A 19,545-nucleotide genomic window follows, 5' to 3' on the forward strand; every position below is an offset into this window, starting at 1 on the left:
TGGCCTGCTCGGCATTGCAGTCGGTTCATGCCTGCTCTGTGGCTACGTCCCTTTGCACAGGACTTGAGCCTCTTCCAGGGCTTTCCTGGCATTTTGCAAATATTTTTTGGCCAGCTTCGCCTTGTCCTTGTCCTGATCGCGCATCTGAATTTTGTTCAGTTGGTTCATGATCTCGGCAATCTTGTCCCGTCCCTCGGATTTTTTACAGATATCATGAATTTCGGCGATGGATTTGTAGATGCTGGCGGTGGTCTCCATGGCCTCGATCCGGAGGGATTCATACTGGTGCAGATCTTCAAATTCCTTTTTTTTCTGAGCCTGATCTGTTTTACGTTTGCGGGCCAGGATGTCGATTTCAGTAGCCTGTTTCTGGAAGCATTCGGAGCTTTCGCAAGCTGTACCACCCTTGGCCGGGGTCAGAAGAACCAACAATGACAGCGCACAGGCAACTCCAGAGAAAGTAAGACTCTGCTTCAGCATTTCTTCCACCTCATGATCTGGAAAATTCCTTGCAATGGACTGAAAGGCTGGCAGCCTCCGGCTGCCAGAATTTCCAAAATTATATATCCATTGCTTCAGACACCACAACGTCAACAATCGTTACCATCGATTGGGCAGTCTGGTTTGTGATGTCAATGAACGTTTCCCTATTAATGGAAAGCTTCATTTCCTTTGTTCATCGCCACGGGGGTTGTTTTTCCAAAAAAAGGCCGGTCCGGGGAAAAGTTCCTTTTTATATGTTGAATTTAATGGTAATTCTAAACATGGCACGCGAATTGAAACATGGTAGGCGACGCCCAAGTGGGCCAGCCGGTCCCGGGAGTGGTTCCCGGACCGAAGTTTCTTGCATATGAAACCTTACAAATAAAGGGGAACGAACATGAAAACCGCCAATCGCAAATCCGGCCAAGGCCAAGAAGGTTTTACCCTGATCGAGTTGTTGATCGTGATTCTGGTGATCGGTATCCTGGGTGGTGTAGCCGTGTCACAGTTTGGTGATGTGACCGGAACAGCGACGACGAACGCCAACACCATGTCGGATAAGAATATGACAACATGGAATTCCTGCATCACCAAAGGAAAGGCGGCAGGCCAAACGTTCGCAAACCTGTCCGCTGCGAACGGGCTTTGTGGGGCAGCTCCTACGGGTGGAGGGGGTTCTGTGGCAGCCTTGACAGAATAATCGCGGTTGCAAAAGCCCGGTATCTGTTTGTCCTGGGTGTGGTCGGATAGACAGTTCAAAGTGGGATGAGGGGAGTGTCCTGTTCGAGACAAGGACATTCCCCCTTTCTGTTTTGGCGTGTACGCACATTAGAATTTTTGAGTTTTGCAATTTATAATAATGTTATTAATCATGTATGCTTTGATTTATTTGCAAATCATGGACTCGACAAAAGGGTATGCGAAATCTGCTGCGCCAATGTTTCAGCAACATCAATCCCTGCTTGGTGATTTATGAAATCCGTAAGGATGGCACGACCAGAGAACAGGGTTCAGGCAAGGCGAAAGAACGGTTTCACGTTTGTGGAAATGCTCATCGTGATCCTGATCATGGGTATCCTCACCAGCATGACGGCACCTCTGATCGATAATTTTCTCGATGCCTACATGCAGGAGCGTGACCTGAATGGAGTCACCAGCCAGGGGCGTCTGGCCATGGCCCGGATGACCCGGGAACTGCGTGGTTCTACCGGCTTTGTCAACCCGCCCTACAACAACAGTACCCAGATCCAGTTTACTCCGCCGGGCGGTGGGTCCACCGTCACCTATTCCGTGACTGGCAGTACGCTGGTCAGAACCCAGGATGGGGTTGCGGTGGTTCTGGCGGATCAGGTGGCGTCGGTGCAGTTCACTTCCAATGGGAATGCCCCGCCGGTGACCTTGCTGGATATCGCGCTTTCCCTCACCCGGCGGCAGGGTGGAAATATTCTGTTTTCGACCAGTGTCAATCCGAGGAATTAGCGATGAACGCGCCTGCGAAAGAGTCCGGTTCCATGTTGCTGGTGGCCTTGTTTTTGATTCTGGGAGTCGGGGCCATGGTGGCGGCTGCCGTGCGGATGGCCGGGGTGGATACCCTGGCAACCATCGAGGAAACCCAGGGAGGACGTGCCCTGTTCCTGGCCGAGTCCGGTCTGGAAAACGCCAAATATCGCCTGAAAGCCAACCAATGTGTCACCACCGGCCTCACCCTGCCTCTGACGGGTTCGTTGGCCACCGGCGAGGATTTTTCCGTCAACGTGACCAGCCTGGGCAGCAATCAGTTTCAGTTGAATGCAACAGGTACTGCCAAAACGGCCCAACGCACCATACAGGAAGTCATGAATTGTACGGTTTCGGGATTGTGGGATACCGGCATGGTCGGTTGTGAAGGGGTGGTCATGGGTGGTGACATGGAAACCAACAGTATCAATTCAACGACCGGCGGGACCAATCTCTACAATGGTGATGTGAAAACCATCAATCCTGCCGCCCATATTTCTCTTTCCGGAAGTGTGGATTTGAGGGGCGATGCCTTGACCACCGGAGCCGGCAGCAATCTCACTGTGGGTGGCAGTTCAATTGTGCGTGGTGATGCGTCAGTGACCGGGACCATCACCGGTTCGGTTGTCGGGGCACACAATGCCGGACAGGCACCCACGACCACAGCGGCGGATTGTGATCCCCTGAATGTTGTCTCTTTGGTGTCAGACAGCATGTCTGCGTATCTGACCAGCAAATATGGTGGGACCTTGCCCGTTGCATCCAGTTGCACCCCGGCAAGCGATGCGACTATTTCTGTTGCAACGGATTATTATTGCACTTCTTACGATCCAAATAATAATGTTGACTTGATTTTTACCGGACCTGCAACAGGAACCAGGGAGTTCAATATTTATATAACGGGCGGGGGAAACTTTACAATCAGCAATACCACGTCTCTTTCCCTGGTCAGTGGAGCCAACCTCACCATTTATATGGCCGGTGGTGGAACCCTCAACGTAACCGGGCAAATATTGATTGACAGCAGTTCATCCGTAACTGTCTATTCAACAGGCCCGGTCGATATCGGTGCCCAGGGTATCATGAACAGCGGTACAGCGAGTCAGTTCAGAATCTATAGCAGCGGCAGTGGTACAATCAATCTGAATGGGGGTGCCTCGGCCAAGAGTGTGACTTATGCGCCTCTGGCATCCATAACGATGAATGGCAATGCCGATTTCACGGGTGCCGTGCGCGGTCGAATTGTTTCCAAAGCCAATGGTACCGCCGATTTTTATTATGACGAAGCCTTGAGAAATCTGAACGAAGGGAGACGAGTCACCATGAGTGCTGTATCCTGGCAGGAAAATTTTTAATTCCATCAACCAAAGTGCTGGCAGCCTGCGGAACCAGTACAGCACGCCATCATGGTGAAAAATCATGAAAACCACCCGTTGCAAAGCAGGCAAGGGTCAAACCGGTTTCACTCTGATTGAAATCTTGATCGTGATTTTGGTGATTGGCATTCTGGGCGGCATTGCTGTTACACAGTTTGGTGATGTGACCCGTCAAGCCCGGACGAATACGGCCGCATTGACCGCCAGAAGTACGGCAACCTGGAATGCATGCAGGGCGAAAATTGCCCTCTCTTTTGTTGACACTGCGAACCCAACGGTTGCGGAGACGGCTTCCCTCGCTACCATGTGTGGTGCGACCCCTTGAAATTAAATCTTGATGTGAACTTTCGGTTAAACGATTGGAAAATTTTCAATCGCAACCTGCTCATGAAAATGAATATGTCCTGGTATACGCCAAACCGTGTTCACTTCGAAATGTGTGTATTTCCGAAAAAACGAAAGGAACTGGTTTAAATGGTGCCAAACAATTTTTTAAATTCCGCAAATTTTGAAATAAAATCAGCAAATTCTTTTACGCTTGGCAAGGCGTTTAATGCATTGCCAGTGATCAAGCCAGTCTGATCAATCATGACATTCATGGATGATCCGGGCCTTTTTCTTTGCCCTGCCAAGGTGATGATCGCCTTCTGCTTTTTTGATTTTTCGGCTATGGCAATTTCTTTTACCGGGTCTTGTATTTTCCAATCAAACATGTTTGTGACGGCATCATTCGACTTCTCTATCAATTGCGCATGATCTTTTTGCAGTAAAGGAATAAGAATATCTTCCAATGTTCCTCCTTTTTTTGGATCTCCCCATATATAAATACCCTTATCTCCATCAACAATTCCTGCCATGTTGTTTTTATCAACCACAATATTTCCAGATATCCACTGCTCTTTTCCATAAATGTCGCTGATTTCAGAAAAATCCCTCATGAATTCATCAAAAATTATATCAAAACTTCTTGAATCTGCATCATATATAAATAAATAACGCGACTTTTTTATAATTTTATCAGTTTCTCCTGTCAATTCAGATGCCTCTTTTGATAAAAGCATGTACGACGAAAGAAAAGGCATAATATTATTTTTTCTGGCATCACCGCCACTGTCAAACAGTAAGATGAGATTATTTTCCTTGTATAGCACACGATCTGGCAGAAAAAATTTATGCGCCATGGCGAGGTCGAGATCTTTCATGGCATGAAGGCTTAAAGTGTTTCTAAAAATTTGATTTAAGGGAGAGGGAAATTGACTCAACGGCCATTTGGCTCTTGAAAAACCAAAAATGTGTTTCAAGACCAATCTGGTCAAGGCTACATCATGTTTTCCTTCACAAAACACAAAAAGTGCCTTATAGTCGAGCATTATCTGGCTTTCCTTAAATCCACATTTCCTGCCTTGAGAAGCTTTTGAAATTTTTGTCCATCATAATATCTTACAATAATTTTCTCTTCATTTTCCACGAGAGCATAAAAAGAATAATATTCTGGGTTTTTAGAATTCTCTATAAAAGCATCTATGCACTCTTTGCTGTGACTCGTCATGAAGAGTTGGGCATTAAATGTGACGGCCAGTTCATGAATAAACGGGGTGTAGCGGGCAATCAATTTTGCATGGATAGCATTTTCAAATTCATCGATGAGAACAATTCCATTTTTGGCCGCAGAGAACATCAGGGATAAGAAAAAAATACGCTGTAGACCCTCGCCATAAACTGCAATATCAACACCTCGGTCAAACTTGTTATCATCCACGATAAAACGCTGTCGGGCATCAATCAAGCGAATGTCATTGATGCTTGGAAGCATCTCCCGGCGCAAAAATTCAATAATTTGAGGTAAGGATTTGGATTGGACGCTCTGATGATAGAATCTTGCATAACGATGCGGTTCGTTGAGGAAAAACGGGCTACTGAATACCACCGGGCAAAGCAGTTTAATAGAATCTGCCAATGTTTCACGCTGTCGTCCCAGAAAAATACGGGTTAACGATTCCTGCTTATGGGTGCCATGGTTTGCTGTCAATTCAACTGTCTGCATGTATCTTGTTTTATCAAATGTAGGACTTTCCTCGAAATAGTGAAGAGTTGAAATATTTGTATCCTGATTGTCAAATTTTCCCGAAATATGGATGGAATCCGGGATTTGTTCCAGGAACCATTCAGGATCCAACCGATCTGCTGCTTCCTTGGCTCTCAAACGCATAATATTTAATAATCCGTCAAAATCGTTTTGATGAGACAGTAGATAAACCGCCTCAAGCAATGTCGTTTTTCCGGTGTTATTGATTCCAGCAAATATATTTATTCGAGACAATGTGTCAATACGAATATTTTTTAATTTTTTATAATCATGAATCATTAGAGAAGTAAAATGGGAATCAATACGATCATGGAAAATATTTTTTTGTTCGACACCGATCAAACCCGTTGATCGGGTCCGATCAATAATGCTTTGCAATTTTCCAAGAGCGTTTTCAATCGATAAAAGATTCTCCCCTCGTATGGATAATCCTCCCAAAGTATTGATGTCTCTGGAAACGGATTCAACCAAAAAATCCTGCTGTGTTTGAATGACCAGGTCGCTTGCCTGATAAGCCATTTGTAAGTTTCTGGTTTTTACCAATATATCAAAGGCTCGCCGATCTGTAAGAAGCCTGCTCAGGGTATAAATATCATCCCGTTTATTAATGGCCGGTTCTTGATATTGTTCTCCATAAGTAACCTGACCATCGTCATCTTCCTCAGAAATTGGCTCTCTTGATATCAATGAAAAGAAAATATCGGCATGATTCGTATCGCCGGCAGAGTAAATTTCATCGTTCCAATTCAACCAATCTTTCATGGCTGAGTTTTTAATGACTTCACGAAAAATTGGAAACTTGCTCTCATCAAACTGATCGCCATAATCAGATTTTTTATACTGTTCAACAAAAGCCAATGCACGTAAGCTGCGCCGCAACTCCACCTTGCTGATCCCAATTCTCCGACAAATTTCTTCTTCACCAATAAAAAATTTAGAATGCATTCTTTGTAAAAGTTTGGCCTGGTTCCACTCTTTCCATTTTTTGTTTCCGCTGATATGTTTAAGAGCCATCAGAGTCAGATGATGCAACTCACCGGCATCATTATATAAAACAACAGGAATTCTGCTGAAAATTTCAATCCCCAACTTTCCCAAATCGATATATTTTTGTTCATGTTCATGCAAAATATGTTTCAGGGCGGCGATGCGACGATTTCCTTCGACAACAACATAACCTTTTTCAGGTAATTCGCGTACCTGAATTTGATCAACGGGTAGATAGCCATTGGCGAGAAAACTGTCAATCAAATCTTGAATATTTTGGTTGCGTTCTCCAGCAAGCATGCGAAAAGTTCGACGCGCAACCGTATCATCCTTGATGCGCTCATCAGATACTTCGACAAAATCTTTTTCGTGAATCAGTCGGTAATTGTTTGGATCAAGGTAGATGTTCTTTATGCTGATCCGCTTGACACTGGACTCGTTTCGGGTTTCCTCATCATTCATATCAAATTCATCCTGCTGTTTTTCGATCATGGGTCAGACAACGGTCGTACCTGAAACATCTTGTATATGCCAGGCAACATACCAGGGAGGAAAATACTTTCCAACCGTGTGTGTCGCATGGAAAGGGTATCCAACATGGGGCGGTGCCGGCAAGGAGTTGGGCGACAAATTGGCCTTGACGATCAATCTGGAACCGTCCCGCAGGGACCAGAACACTTGCAAAAGGCCATCGGAACGGACAAACCATTGTCCGGCATGCCCTCCGATCAGGGGGAGACGTGGTATGATTTCCTTGTGGCGCACGGCCAATAATTTTTGATGCAGGGTCAACCAGTATGGCCCGTTTTGGTTATTGATGGCGCGCCAATCCATGCGTGCCATGGCCATTGTTTGTGGGTACCCGGGGTGGGGCAGGGGGGGCAGTTCCTTCAGGTTGTGGAATCGGTAATAATGCCTGAATTCCCGTTGTCGGCCTTCGACAATGGATGGGTGCAGGTCGGCGTGCAGGTCGCAAAAAAATGGAAAAGGCTGTGAACATCCCCACTCCTGTCCCATGAACAGCATGGGAATTTGGGGAGCCAGCAACAACAGGGTCGTGGCAGCCTGAACGGCCTCTGGCGGGACCAGGGAGACGATCCGTTCGGCAGCGAGTCGGTTGCCGACCTGATCGTGATTTTGCAGAAAGGACACAAAGGCTGTGGGAGGGAGATGGGCGCTTGGTTCACCGCGTGACCGGCCATCGCGGTAGGGGGAGGCCTCCCCCTGCCAGGCAAATCCCTCGGCCAGAGAGCGGCCAAGATGGTGCAGCGGCGTCTTCTGGAAATCCAGATAATATGCCTGGGTTTCTCCGGTCAGGATGTGATGCAGGGCATGATGCAGATCATCGTGCCATTGTGCCTGGCAACGGCCAGTGGCCATTTCCGGTTGGATGGTGCCGGGTGGCTGCGGCTTCGGAGCCGGATGACCTTTGGCCAGGCCTGGTTTGCCGGCCTTGGGCGCTTGTTGAATAAAACTATCTGGGCGCAAATAGTGGGCGGTATTGGCATCATTTTCCAGAATCAGGTGGATGGGACGCTGGGCACCGGGACCATTCTGGACAGCAGCGGCCAATTCATGAATGATATCGGGTTCGGTCTCATCCACCATGGCCTGGACGGCGTCCAGACGCAAGCCATCCATATGATACTCTTCCAGCCAATACAATGCATTATGAATGAAAAACTGCCGGACCCAATGACTGTCGGTTCCGGAAAAATTCATGGCCACGCCCCAGGGGGTGTGGTGGTGGGTATGAAAAAATTGGGGGGCATACAGGTGCAGATAATTGCCCTCGGGTCCAAAGTGGTTGTATACCACGTCCAGAAACACCATGATCCCCAGGGCATGGGCTTTGGCCACCAAATTTTTCAAATCTTCCGGGCGACCATAGACCGATTCGGGGGCAAAGGGCAGCACGCCATCATAACCCCAGCCATGCTGACCGGGAAAATCGGCCAGGGGCATGAGTTCTATCGCCGTGACACCCAGTCTGTCCAGATATTCCAGGTGTTTTTCCACACCCAAATAATCGCCGCGCGGGGTAAAGGTGCCGACGTGAAGTTCGTAAATGATTGTCTCGGTCCAGGGTCGGCCTTGCCAGGAGGCATCGGGCCACTCCCAGGCCGCCGGATCGACGACGCAACTCGGGCCATGCACGTCATGAGGTTGATATCGGGAAGCCGGATCTGGGACCCGTGGGCCTTTGTCGATGCGGAAGCGATACAGGGAGTTCGCCTTGGCCGCATCGGTAATCAGCGTAAACCAACCCCCTTCCGTTGCCTGAAGCGGAAGAATTTTTTCTTTTTTGGTCGCAGATTCCAGACAAAGATCCACCTGACGGGCGGCAGGTGCCCACAAGCGAAAGGCAACGGTGCCATCCTCTTGCAGGAAAGTTCCAAACGGCATCCCATGGACACGGCGACTGGTCATATGTTTTTCAGAATATGAAAGTGAGTGGATTCGGGAGCGTTCTTTTCCCGTAATTGTTCAGATTCCTCCATACATCTGAAAACCGGGATGGAGGTCCAGGAGGAAGCGGCTCTGCCTTTCTCCCTGCATATCATACCTTCATGGGCGGTTCGATGCAATCAATCAATAAAACCCTGGGTGGAGAATACCGTGATTGTTTCCCGGTTCATTCGAATGACAAGGCGTGACAATCAGGCGAAGGCGGGTGCGCCGCAACGGGGACAAATGCGTGGATGACAGGCTCGACAAAAAGATTTTTCACAGCGGGTGCAGTTGGCATGGGCGGTGATGGAGAGAAAATGCAGTGCGTCGTCACACACCAGACGCGAGGGATCTGGGGTGATCAGGCCTGCCTCACAGGGCAGGGGATCCAGCCGACGGGTGACGGGATTCCAGTCCAGAAATGTTTTACGTTCGCCTTTGCGCCGGCGGATTGTCACCTGGAGTCGGCAGACCGGCATGGTCAGGATGAGGGTTTGCACCCAGGTCGTGCGGATGGTGACGGCATGTTTTTCTTTCAGGTCGGATAATTTACTTCGATATTCACTGCGGATGGCGGCCAGGCGGTTTTGCATATGTGCCGGATCCGGGGTGGGGGTACGTCCGGTTGTCTCCCGTCGCACGATATCCCGCGACAGGTCGGTATAATAACCATGCAAACGCTGCAAATCCCGGTCGAGACGGCGGTGGAGTCCATCCAGGAATGGTTTCAGGATCTGTCGGATCTGCATGGGCAGGGCATGGTGCAGGCTGGCCTGGAGCTGCTCGGTGGTCCAGAGGGGGGGCAGCACATCCTCTTTTGGAATTCCTGTCGGGTCGCTGGAGGGTGTGTGGTGTGTCGTGCCGTTGTCGTCCTGAATATTGGCATCCCGCATCCGCAGGGCTGCCAGCAATCCTTCCAGGCAGGGATCGATGGGGGCATTGTTGGCCAGATTGAAGCCTTTGATCAGCAATCCTTCGCGTTTTTCATCGGCCATGGCGGTATGGCGCAGCCAGAGGATGAGGTAGCGGGTCCAGGCTTTGCTGCTGGATTCCAGCCGAAATACGGCATTGGGCAGGAGCAGGTTTTGTTCGAGGATTCGTTCCGGATCTTTGGGCAGGTCAAATTCCACCGGCCAGCAGCGATGCAGGGTTCGGCCATCCTCTTGCAGCAGGCGAGACAGGCGGTCCATCCATTCCGGATCCGAGCCGACGCGGCGGGCGGTTTCCGGGGCATCCGCCGCGAAGCCGAGGCTGGAAAATTCCGGCAAATCCAGTTTTTTTTGCCACTCCGGCGGCAACATCACCTCCATGACGGCTGGTTGCGGGTGATCCACAACAGCGCCCCGGCGTTGCAGCAGTTCAGCGGTGACGTGGAACAACTGTTCATTCATGCTGGATTATTCCCTGCAATCATGGAGTTCAGCACCAGGCAGACCCGGACTTTTCTCCGAACAATTTTTCATCGAGTCGTTTGATGGCATCGTCGCGTCAACGTCAGGCTGATTCAAACTCTTCTCCGAACAATTTTTCATCGAGTCGTTTGATGGCATCGTCGTGTCAGCGTCAGCGTCAGGCTGACTCAAACTCTTCTCCGAACAACTCTTCATCGAGTTGTTTGATGGCATTGTAGCTTTGGCGGGCTGTGGCCATGCGTTCTTCGAGTTCCAGGAAAGCGGCGTCGCGTTCGGCGTCGGTGGCCCGTACCCAGGAGGTGAATACCAGGCTGGCAAAATCCTGTTCTTCGTCGATTTCGCCCAGGATGGCATCCACTTCCCCCACCACGAGTTCGAACAGGTTCAACTTTTCATCGAGAATGCGCAACAGTCGATCTTCCACGGAGCCACGGCTGGCCAGATTGAAGATGAACACTTCGCGGGTTTGGCCGATGCGATGGATGCGGCCAATGCGTTGTTCGATGGCCATGGGATTCCAGGGAAGGTCAAAATTGATCATGGTATTGCAAAACTGCATGTTGCGACCTTCGCCGCCGGATTCGGTGCAGAGCAGGACGGCGGCTTCGTCGCGAAACCGGACCACGGCGGCATCCTTGTCGGGGCCGCTCATGCCTCCTTCAAAGCGGGTGGCGGCGATGCCGGCTTTTTGCAAAATGGTGGCCAGACGGGTCATGGTTTCCCGGTGGTGGATGAAGACCATTTTTTTTTCATCGGGATTGCGGCGCAACAGGTCGAGGAGGGCGCGTTCCTTGGCACCGCTGGCAACGGTCTGATAACGCTTGAGCAGGGCATGCCAGGCTTGCGGCAATTGATTGTCCCGTTGCACGAGTCGTTCGATGGCGGCGATGGCGGCCTGGGGTGATGAACCGGCAGCGGCCAGAAGATGATGCAGGGTCAGGCGGTGGGTCGTGCCTTCTTTCTGGTGCATGTCCCGGACCAGAAGATCGAGTTGTGCGTAACAGGCCTGTTCATCTTCCGACCCGTCCACGCGCAGGGTCACGGCCTGGCGGGGGGGGAGCCGGACATCGACGAGCGCCCGGGTGTTGCGGATCATGACATCGCGCATCAGCTCCCGGAGTTGCAGCCGATTGGCCGGAATGCGGGGTTTGCGGGGGGTCATGTAGGTGGCGCGAAACTCCCGTTCGGTTTTGAAGATGCCGGGTTTGAGCAGGGTCAGCAGATTGTAGAGTTCCACGAGGGAATTTTGGACCGGGGTGGCCGACAGGAGCAACAGAAAACGTTTTTTCAGGCCATCGACCAGTTGCCAGTTGCGGGTGGTTCGATCCTTGAGGTGGTGGGCTTCATCGATGATCACCAGGTCATAGGGGCGGGTCAGCAGGCGGTCGAACTGTTCGCGGCGGCGGGCGGTGGCGATGGAGGCGATGACCCTGGGTTGATCCCAGAAGGCATCGGGGTTTTCCTTCAGCAGGGGGTCATAACTCGACGTAAAGGCGATGCCGAACTTGGTGGCCATTTCTTCATGCCACTGGCCCACGAGCGAGGCCGGGGTGAGGATCAGGATGCGTTCCACCATGCCGCGCAGGAGGTACTCCTTGATGACCATGCCGGCTTCGATGGTTTTGCCCAGGCCCACTTCGTCGGCGAGCAGGACCCGGCCCCGAAAATGGCGCAGGACCTTGCGCACCGCTTCGACCTGATACCAGTAGATGGTCACATCCCGCAAATGTGGCAGGCAGAGCAGTTCGTCGAATCCTTGCAGCAGTTCCAGGCGGGCCACCTCTTCGCGCAGGCGGAACCAGGGGGACGGTTCCTGCCTTTCGGTTACTTTTCCCACCATGCGGGGGTCCAGCGTCAGGGGTTCAATGTGAATTTCCGGGGCAAAACGTTCAAAGGGGAGTGCGAATGTTTCTTTCTGGCTGCTTGTGTCGTTGTTTGGCGGCGGGGTGGCTTCGGGTGGTTTGCTGGGGGAGGGGGGGTGTGGTTCGCTGGGTGGTTTGGTGGGTTTTCGGGTTGCGGTACGTTTGATATTTGTTTTTAAAGATGGTTTTTTCGCGATGAATTTTCGGGAATCGTCCAGCCGGGCAAGGTGATGCTTTTCATAGATGCGGCGGACCCACTTGTTGACCCAGGGAAGAATCCGTTCTTGACAGGGCAGGTCTACAGCCTTGTTGCCTGGTCCGGTAAACTTGTTTTCTTCCAGGGTGCGGATGGCCAGATTCCACAGGCCTTGTTGCATCTGGGCAATGGCCCGCAGCAATTCGCATTTTCGTTCAGGTATATATTTCTTGCTTAATCTTTTTAAATATTTAAGGCAACGGTCGGGCCGTTCTTCAATCAATGCGGCCAGTGCAGCCAGAAAAAGAAATTCCGGATCGTTCGGATATTGGGCCAGGGCCTCATTCGCCAACCGGGTCGCAGGCTGGAAACTGCATATGGCTTCGTGCAGGCGACTTTCCCAGATTGCAAGATCATCGGGAAGCGGCGGGACAGGGTCGCTCACAGGTCACCAAAAAAAATTTCTTCCAATGTTGCCGCTTCCAGCATGCGATCTCCCCATGCCTCCAGAGTTGGCAGCTTGGCCAGATGGATTTTTTCAGTGATCCATCCTGGTAAGGGGCCAAAGCGACGATTCAACAGGCGAAGCAAAAAAGCTTTGGCTTCTTCCTGTTGGCCTTCCTGTTTGCCTTTCCGCCGACCATCTTCATGCAGTTCCTTGCTCCATATCTGGACCATTTCGTCGAGCATGTCTTGTTCCTCGTTCAGGTCAGTCAATTCCGGCAGGGTGATACCGGGCAGGCGTGTTGGCAGCAGTACCCGACGTAGCCAAGTGGAAAAAGCCCGTCTTACACTGGCATCTTCAGGTTTCCGCAACCATTGTTCCAGCATGCGGATCAGATGTCGAAGCCTTTCTGGTGAGCGGCTTTTTTCCATGGCGATCAGAGCGGCGGCCAGATTGCGTGTATCGAGGACATCGGATTCAATCATGGTATTGATATCGAGCAGAATATAGCGCATGCGCGGCTGATAGGGTTCCAAGCCGGGGACTTTGGGGATACAATCGCCGATATCGAGGGGGACATTCCAGGGGGAGGAACCCCGGTACAATACGATGGGCACGACAGGAGGGAGTACTGTTCCCTTGATGACGCCGCTTTTGCGCAGATCCCGATAGGAAGAGACCGCATAGTCCACCATGCGTTCCGGCATGGCTTCATCGACCGAGGCCTGTAATTCGAGGATCAGGAGAATGTGCAGCCAATATTTATCCAGGCGAACCCGCCACAGGAGATCACCTTCGCGTTGCCGGAGATCATCACCTATGGTGCGGACGTTGATTTTTTCCAGGGTGTTGAAATCGAGATGTTGAACCCAGGCCGCGTGGACAAAACCAATCAGCAGATCACGGATCATTTTCTGCTGGGAAAACAGATTTTTATATCCGCCGTCGTGATCGGCCATGTTGGCAACCCATTGCGCAATTTTCTTGCCGAATTATTTTCCGACTTGCTTCTTATTGGACCATCATAAACTGAGGGTTGCTGCCAATCAAGCATTCCCTCCTTTCGATAACCATGTTGCCAAAATTTTCAATTGATGATGGGACAATTTTGGTGGCATGCACATCTTCTTGAACCAACGCAAAGTTCAATAGAGGGATCTGCTGCCCCCTTCACTCCCGGGGCTTTTCCGACCTGAGCCGGAACTCTGTGAACCTGGGCTGGATTTCTGATTTTCGCCGGCATCACTTTCAGAGGAATTGAGAGAACGTTGTTCTGCGGCCAGGCACTTGTTGTATTGAGTGCGGTTTTTCTCACAAGAGCCTGGGTTTTTCTCCTCGTTGCAGCCCTGATTCAAATACCTGGAGCAGTCAGCGTCGGCATTTGCTGCCCCCACGATGAAAATTATAGTTATCATCAACAGGTTTCTCATTGTGAATCTCCCTGGTTAATATCAAAGCCTTGCGAAGGATCGTCATCCAATTGATTTTGAAAGACGTCCGATAAGAAAAGAACATCTGTGATGACTAAAAGATTATTAAAGATGTCTCAATCCCCTTAAAGGCGGGGCGATAACTGCAACACCGAATTGTGACGCGGCGGTGTATGACGGCACGTTTAGTCTCAATCCCCTTAAAGGCGGGGCGATAACTGCAACCCTGTCACTGCCACGTCGCCAGACGGGCAGGCTTCAATGTCTCAATCCCCTTAAAGGCGGGGCGATAACTGCAACAAATTTTAAGAGATGGCAGCTTGGCGCGCTTAGGCGGAGATGTCTCAATCCCCTTAAAGGCGGGGCGATAACTGCAACGGGGAAGTCGGCGCTGGGCCAGGCCTTGAAAAAGGCCTGTCTCAATCCCCTTAAAGGCGGGGCGATAACTGCAACAAAGGAATACAGATGAACAACCCAACATTGCTTATAGACAGGTCTCAATCCCCTTAAAGGCGGGGCGATAACTGCAACAAGGAAGACTGCGCCGATGGGGCGTTCCCGCCTTTCGTGTCTCAATCCCCTTAAAGGCGGGGCGATAACTGCAACGAAATACCAACCACACGGTTGCAAACCATGGGTGGTGAGAGTCTCAATCCCCTTAAAGGCGGGGCGATAACTACAAGGTCCCCACGACATACCAGATCCGTGGCTTGGCCATGGCCTAGTCTCAATCCCCTTAAAGGCGGGGCGATAACTACAAGATTGAAAAGTCAATAACCCTCGCTAAAGCTTCGGGTTTTAGTACGGTCTCAATCCCCTTAAAGGCGGGGCGATAACTGCAACTGAATTGCTTGGGATGATTAAAAAAGTAGCGCCGTTCATTGGTCTCAATCCCCTTAAAGGCGGGGCGATAACTGCAACAGACAAGTATTTTAACACAGACAGGCAATTTAATACAGATGGGTCTCAATCCCCTTAAAGGCGGGGCGATAACTGCAACTGCCTGGATGCCGGAGTTGATCCAGCCATCATCCTGAAGCGTCTCAATCCCCTTAAAGGCGGGGCGATAACTGCAACGGAAAGAGCAAAAAAATGATTCCCCTATTACGGGAATACCAGTCTCAATCCCCTTAAAGGCGGGGCGATAACTGAAACTTTACAGAAGCTGAAGTTTTGGAAGTTGTTAACGCAAGTTTCAATCCCCTTAAAGGCGGGGCGATAACTGCAACTCAAGAGCAAATGACCTTGGGACGTACACCGTTGGAATCGGGTCTCAATCCCCTTAAAGGCGGGGCGATAACTGCAACTGATCAAATATGGCGTTACGATTGTACACGGTGTCAATATGTCTCAATCCCCTTAAAGGCGGGGCGATAACTGCAACAGACACCGTGTACAAGCATGGCGAAAGCCCGATTGAAGTTCGTCTCAATCCCCTTAAAGGCGGGGCGATAACTGCAACAACCCCTTTGACTTTTTCAAAAATTTGGCGTTTGACAGTCTCAATCCCCTTAAAGGCGGGGCGATAACTGCAACGCCTGGCAGTAGGGATGCAGATAGAGGGCTGGACCCTGGACGTCTCAATCCCCTTAAAGGCGGGGCGATAACTGCAACAATCGGCTGGGCGATTTTGTGATTTTTGGAACAGAGGAAAGGTCTCAATCCCCTTAAAGGCGGGGCGATAACTGCAACTATGCACATGGCGAAAGTCCGATTGAAACCCTGGCAGAAATGTCTCAATCCCCTTAAAGGCGGGGCGATAACTGCAACAAAGAAAAGTTGCAAGGCATGCTTGGAGCGCCAACCTTGGTCTCAATCCCCTTAAAGGCGGGGCGATAACTGCAACGGGAGTATTGGAAGCGGGAGGATATCCCGCGTAGGAAATGTCTCAATCCCCTTAAAGGCGGGGCGATAACTGCAACAGCCTCATTTCCATCCTACTGTACACGCAAGCGATTTTAGCATCATTTCCGTAACCTCGGCAAGTGGGTTTCTGGTGCCAACGGATTTTTTTGTGTCCGGGGTTGATGCTGCCGGAGAAAAAGATGTTTTTCAAGGTGTTACGAATTTCCGTAACCTGCCCGGAAAAAGGCTTTCCTGGAGGTTACGGAAATTTCGCCGGGTGGCGTCAGACCACAAACACTTCTTCCACGCCAGGAACCGGGCCGGGGACGCCGATACGATGCACTTTGCCGGCACAAGTGGCGCAGAGCGGATAGATCAGGACAGAGTCCTGATCGGTGGAGATGATGGTCAGCATCTCCAGAACCATTTTGTCAAAGAGCGCGTGATCCAGGACGGCTTCAAAAACACTTTCCTGTACTCTGTCTCCAAAGCCATCGAGGCAGATGGACAAGCGCCGTCGTCGTCGATCATTGGCGATATCGTAGCAGACAACGTAACGCAAACCTGTGTCCATGGTCAAGTATCCGATAATAAAGAAATGGGTACGATCATTTCAGTGCAAAAGGCGCATAAGGTATCCCTCCCCGCAAGGCTGCTGCCAGACGATCCACCTGGCGGCGGATCAGGGTTGCCGGAGCCAGCTTGTTCGCATCCCCGCCATCTTCGCCGGCGGCCTCGGGCATGGGACGCTCCAGATGTTCTCCCCATGCGCGGAAAAACACCTTGAGTCCGGCCCGGGTCAGCCGTACCCCGCCCTGGCTCTCCGTATCGGCCTCGAACATGTCTGGACGCAGGATGCGCAGATTGACCACCCGCAAGACAAAACGATCCACGACCGGATGCCGGAACTCTTCCAACAGGTCTAATGCCAGACTGGGCCGCCCCGGACGCAGGGCATGAAAAAACCCCACTGCCGGATCCATGCCCCGCGCTTCCACCGTACCACCGATCAGATTGCCCAACAGAACATAGCCAAACGAAAGCAGGGCATTGGCCGGATCCGGTGGTGGGCGACGTTGGCGACCCGTAAAACCGATGTCGCCCCGAAAACCCGTACCAAAGGCACCAAAATAGGCCCGAGCGGCATGGCCTTCGCTCCCCAGCAAAGACTCGGCATCCTGGCAAACGCCGACCCGTTCAACGGCGGTCTGGATGTCGCGTATGGCCGCAGCCACGGGTTCCTGTCCGGGATAGTTGGCCTGGATGCCGCGCAAGACCGCGATGGCATTGGCACATTTACCCGTGATCACCTGCCGGGCAAGACCGAGTGCGGCAACCGGGTCAATGGCAGTTCGGTACTGAGCCAGGCGCAAATCCCCGGATTTGGCCTCAGCCGGCACCATGCGCCCAAGAAAACGCCCATTCCAGGCAAACCATGCCACGCCAATGCCCCGTTCCAGACAAAGATGCAGGGCATTGGCCGTCATGTGAACCCGCCCGACCAGCCCGATCATCTCCAAACGGTGCGGTTCCACCTCCAGGAGAATCGACCGTGTCGCCGGCAACGGTCCATCCCCATCGGGGTCCACATCCAGGGTGACGATCAGACTCGATCCGGAAAGGCGCACGGTCGCGCCCTGTTCGGTGACGTAGAGAGAGGGCATGGTGATCACCTGTCAAAAAGTGGGATGGTGGCCAGTTTGAGCCAATCAAGCCTTTGTTCTCCCAGGCAGGGTTGCAATAACTCCTTTTCCAAACGAAGGTAGTACTCGGACATGATTTGACTGTCAGGTGCCTTGGCAAAAAATCCGTGAATCAGAATACTGGTATTGCGCACCTGGGTACTCACGAGCGGATCGTTGCCCATTTTGAGCAAGGAATCACCCATAGGATCACCCATGGATCGCAACAAACCGGCAACCCGCTCGCGGCCAGCCATGCGTGTGCCATCCTTGTTGCTGCTCAAGGGAGTGTCTTTGCTTTTCTTTAATTTTTCCAAATATTTATTGATATCAGGATGGTTTGGGTCAAGCCGGGAGGAGTCATGGCCATGTTCGAACAGACGCATCTGCCCGATCATCTCCAGGATGCGATAGGCACGGACGGCAGCATCTTCAAGTTGTCCAGCCTTGATGCGACGCAAACCGTTACCCCACAAGTCCACGGCCAGACGCAACAGATGCGGGGCTTTGCGCTGCATGCGGGTTTTTTCGTCATGAAGCTCCGGGAATGGTTCCGCGACTATTTTTACCCAATCCCTGACCGCAAGTGATGGTGCGAATTCACGCCACTTTCTGTTGGGAAGATTGTTTTCATCCAGAATATTTTTGGTGGCTTCCTGGTAATTCAACCGGTCCCATGCCGTATAAAACATGGCCAGGGATCGAATCGCACGCAAACCATGGTGATGTTCTTCAGGCCAATGCCAAGCGGCCCAGCCCGAATCAGGATCGGGAACAATATCCAGAACGGCTGCAAAATTTCCATGCCGGAACAAACGTAAAGCATCATCCATGCGGCGGGCGGCGGTAATTCGGGTGGTGCGAAACTCGGCAATCTGTTCTGTTCCCGGTTGTACCATTCCCCGCTTATCCCGTTCACCCGTGATGTAACGCAAAGAGGAAACGTCGTGCCGCACCGCTGCCAACACCAGGGCTGCACTCATCATTTTGGTGCCACGGGTGGGGTCCACGGCGATTTGGTGGCTTTTCCAGCCATCAGCCAGCAGATCCGTCATGACACGATCAAAATGGTCAAAACAATGGTCGGCGTTGTCTTCATCACCGGTGCGTGGCAAGGGGTGGATCCGAATGTTCAGGGGGGCCAGGTCATTGCGCACCTGCTCGGCCCACTCTTCCGAAACCAGGGAAGGCAGCATGATGACAACTGAGAATCGACCTTTTTCGATGGTCAACCGGAGTGGCTTGTACAGGGTTTCCTCACGCCGTTCTCCATCTCCGGTGCCGACTGTCAACAACAATACCTTGTCCGGCTTATTTGACTCGTTCATGATGGTTATACCTTATCTTGATTGATGGACCAGGGCATACCGACCCAACCCAAACGTGGCATTCTTGCCGACATGCAGCCACTGGCCGAGGTAGAGCAGCGGCCAGAAAGGGGCCAGATCACCCCGTAGTGTCCAACGCCCGGTGATGCCTCCCAGGGTCATGGCCTGCTGTTGCCGACCCGACCAGCGGGTCCACTCCCGCCAACCCAGGGCACCATGGGCCGTGATCGCCTCCGCCCGATGGGAGAGATCCCCAAAATCCAGGCCCAGATGCATTCCAACGTGAAATTCGGCAAGGAGTGAAACCCGCCGCGCCAGAGTCAGCAAAAAATCCCGTGGTTGCAGACGCCCAGGCCCCAAAGGCTTGCCCTCTTTCTGGATGCGCAACGGGGTGAGCAGGTGCAGCGTAACCCATCTTCGCAGCTTTTCCCATTTTTCGAGCTGCTTTTGAGATGATTTCAAGCA

At 51.6% G+C, this 19,545-nt stretch carries 15 protein-coding genes and 1 CRISPR repeat array; of the genes, 4 read left to right on the forward strand and 11 right to left on the reverse strand.

All coding sequences use genetic code 11. From position 1 onward, the window contains the following. Nucleotides 1-42: 42 nt before the first annotated feature. On the reverse strand, nt 43-480 hold the full coding sequence (locus HQL65_12020) for a hypothetical protein (protein MBF0136957.1): 438 nt from the start codon (nt 478-480) through the stop codon (nt 43-45). 400 nt (nt 481-880) lie between these two features. Here HQL65_12020 and HQL65_12025 point away from each other — a divergent pair, with 400 nt between their 5' ends. The 4 genes from HQL65_12025 to HQL65_12040 all read left to right on the forward strand — a co-directional run bounded on the left by HQL65_12025 (nt 881) and on the right by HQL65_12040 (nt 3,681). Beyond that, nucleotides 881-1,183, forward strand: coding sequence for a type II secretion system protein (locus HQL65_12025; protein MBF0136958.1), 303 nt, complete (start codon nt 881-883; stop codon nt 1,181-1,183). A 341-nt stretch (nt 1,184-1,524) separates the two neighbouring features. After that, complete coding sequence (locus HQL65_12030; protein ID MBF0136959.1) at nt 1,525-1,962, forward strand: type II secretion system protein; 438 nt, start codon at nt 1,525-1,527, stop codon at nt 1,960-1,962. A 2-nt stretch (nt 1,963-1,964) separates the two neighbouring features. Next, nucleotides 1,965-3,335, forward strand: a complete 1,371-nt coding sequence (locus HQL65_12035; protein MBF0136960.1) for a hypothetical protein — start codon at nt 1,965-1,967, stop codon at nt 3,333-3,335. Nucleotides 3,336-3,399: 64 nt separating this feature from the next. Beyond that, the gene (locus HQL65_12040) at nt 3,400-3,681 is read left to right on the forward strand and encodes a prepilin-type N-terminal cleavage/methylation domain-containing protein (protein MBF0136961.1); all 282 of its coding nucleotides are present in this window, start codon (nt 3,400-3,402) and stop codon (nt 3,679-3,681) included. Nucleotides 3,682-3,826: 145 nt separating this feature from the next. Here HQL65_12040 and HQL65_12045 read toward each other — a convergent pair whose 3' ends face one another. The 10 genes from HQL65_12045 to cas6 all read right to left on the reverse strand — a co-directional run. Beyond that, nucleotides 3,827-4,726: a hypothetical protein gene (locus HQL65_12045; GenBank protein MBF0136962.1), complete on the reverse strand. Its 900-nt coding sequence runs from the start codon at nt 4,724-4,726 to the stop codon at nt 3,827-3,829. After that, entirely contained in the window at nt 4,726-6,921 is a 2,196-nt protein-coding gene (locus HQL65_12050; protein ID MBF0136963.1) for an AAA family ATPase, read from the reverse strand. Before HQL65_12050 ends, HQL65_12045 begins: the two co-directional genes overlap by 1 nt. Before the next feature lie 3 nt (nt 6,922-6,924). After that, nucleotides 6,925-8,835 (reverse strand): DUF3459 domain-containing protein, encoded by a 1,911-nt coding sequence (locus tag HQL65_12055; GenBank protein ID MBF0136964.1) that lies wholly within the window; start codon nt 8,833-8,835, stop codon nt 6,925-6,927. A gap of 254 nt (nt 8,836-9,089) precedes the next feature. Beyond that, entirely contained in the window at nt 9,090-10,271 is a 1,182-nt protein-coding gene (locus HQL65_12060; GenBank protein ID MBF0136965.1) for a hypothetical protein, read from the reverse strand. 178 nt (nt 10,272-10,449) lie between these two features. Next, the gene (locus tag HQL65_12065; GenBank protein ID MBF0136966.1) at nt 10,450-12,795 is read right to left on the reverse strand and encodes a DEAD/DEAH box helicase family protein; all 2,346 of its coding nucleotides are present in this window, start codon (nt 12,793-12,795) and stop codon (nt 10,450-10,452) included. Beyond that, complete coding sequence (locus tag HQL65_12070; GenBank protein ID MBF0136967.1) at nt 12,792-13,754, reverse strand: Rpn family recombination-promoting nuclease/putative transposase; 963 nt, start codon at nt 13,752-13,754, stop codon at nt 12,792-12,794. The genes HQL65_12065 and HQL65_12070 overlap by 4 nt, the downstream gene beginning before the upstream one ends. A gap of 584 nt (nt 13,755-14,338) precedes the next feature. Next, a CRISPR array of direct repeats spans nt 14,339-16,147; the repeat unit is 37 nt; unit sequence GTCTCAATCCCCTTAAAGGCGGGGCGATAACTGCAAC. A 206-nt stretch (nt 16,148-16,353) separates the two neighbouring features. Continuing rightward, nucleotides 16,354-16,644 carry a CRISPR-associated endonuclease Cas2 gene (gene cas2 / locus HQL65_12075; GenBank protein ID MBF0136968.1) on the reverse strand — a complete coding sequence of 97 codons (291 nt, stop codon included), beginning with the start codon at nt 16,642-16,644 and terminating at the stop codon, nt 16,354-16,356. A 34-nt stretch (nt 16,645-16,678) separates the two neighbouring features. After that, nucleotides 16,679-17,734, reverse strand: a complete 1,056-nt coding sequence (gene cas1, locus HQL65_12080; protein MBF0136969.1) for a CRISPR-associated endonuclease Cas1 — start codon at nt 17,732-17,734, stop codon at nt 16,679-16,681. A gap of 5 nt (nt 17,735-17,739) precedes the next feature. Beyond that, nucleotides 17,740-19,080 carry a TIGR02710 family CRISPR-associated protein gene (locus HQL65_12085; protein MBF0136970.1) on the reverse strand — a complete coding sequence of 447 codons (1,341 nt, stop codon included), beginning with the start codon at nt 19,078-19,080 and terminating at the stop codon, nt 17,740-17,742. A 12-nt stretch (nt 19,081-19,092) separates the two neighbouring features. Beyond that, nucleotides 19,093-19,545: CRISPR system precrRNA processing endoribonuclease RAMP protein Cas6 (cas6, locus tag HQL65_12090; GenBank protein MBF0136971.1), on the reverse strand; the 453-nt coding region annotated here is incomplete at its 5' end.

This window comes from Magnetococcales bacterium, assembly GCA_015228935.1.
Lineage (GTDB): Bacteria > Pseudomonadota > Magnetococcia > Magnetococcales > DC0425bin3 > HA3dbin3.

What these genes read in the sequence shown, in the direction of transcription:
- HQL65_12020 (MBF0136957.1), bottom strand. Translation starts at nt 480, where the DNA reads ATGCTGAAGCAGAGTCTTACTTTCTCTGGAGTTGCCTGTGCGCTGTCA.
- HQL65_12025 (MBF0136958.1), top strand. Translation starts at nt 881, where the DNA reads ATGAAAACCGCCAATCGCAAATCCGGCCAAGGCCAAGAAGGTTTTACC.
- HQL65_12035 (MBF0136960.1), top strand. Translation starts at nt 1,965, where the DNA reads ATGAACGCGCCTGCGAAAGAGTCCGGTTCCATGTTGCTGGTGGCCTTG.
- HQL65_12040 (MBF0136961.1), top strand. Translation starts at nt 3,400, where the DNA reads ATGAAAACCACCCGTTGCAAAGCAGGCAAGGGTCAAACCGGTTTCACT.
- HQL65_12045 (MBF0136962.1), bottom strand. Translation starts at nt 4,726, where the DNA reads ATGCTCGACTATAAGGCACTTTTTGTGTTTTGTGAAGGAAAACATGAT.
- HQL65_12050 (MBF0136963.1), bottom strand. Translation starts at nt 6,921, where the DNA reads ATGATCGAAAAACAGCAGGATGAATTTGATATGAATGATGAGGAAACC.
- HQL65_12055 (MBF0136964.1), bottom strand. Translation starts at nt 8,835, where the DNA reads ATGCCGTTTGGAACTTTCCTGCAAGAGGATGGCACCGTTGCCTTTCGC.
- HQL65_12060 (MBF0136965.1), bottom strand. Translation starts at nt 10,271, where the DNA reads ATGAATGAACAGTTGTTCCACGTCACCGCTGAACTGCTGCAACGCCGG.
- HQL65_12070 (MBF0136967.1), bottom strand. Translation starts at nt 13,754, where the DNA reads ATGGCCGATCACGACGGCGGATATAAAAATCTGTTTTCCCAGCAGAAA.
- cas2 (MBF0136968.1), bottom strand. Translation starts at nt 16,644, where the DNA reads ATGGACACAGGTTTGCGTTACGTTGTCTGCTACGATATCGCCAATGAT.
- cas1 (MBF0136969.1), bottom strand. Translation starts at nt 17,734, where the DNA reads ATGCCCTCTCTCTACGTCACCGAACAGGGCGCGACCGTGCGCCTTTCC.
- HQL65_12085 (MBF0136970.1), bottom strand. Translation starts at nt 19,080, where the DNA reads ATGAACGAGTCAAATAAGCCGGACAAGGTATTGTTGTTGACAGTCGGC.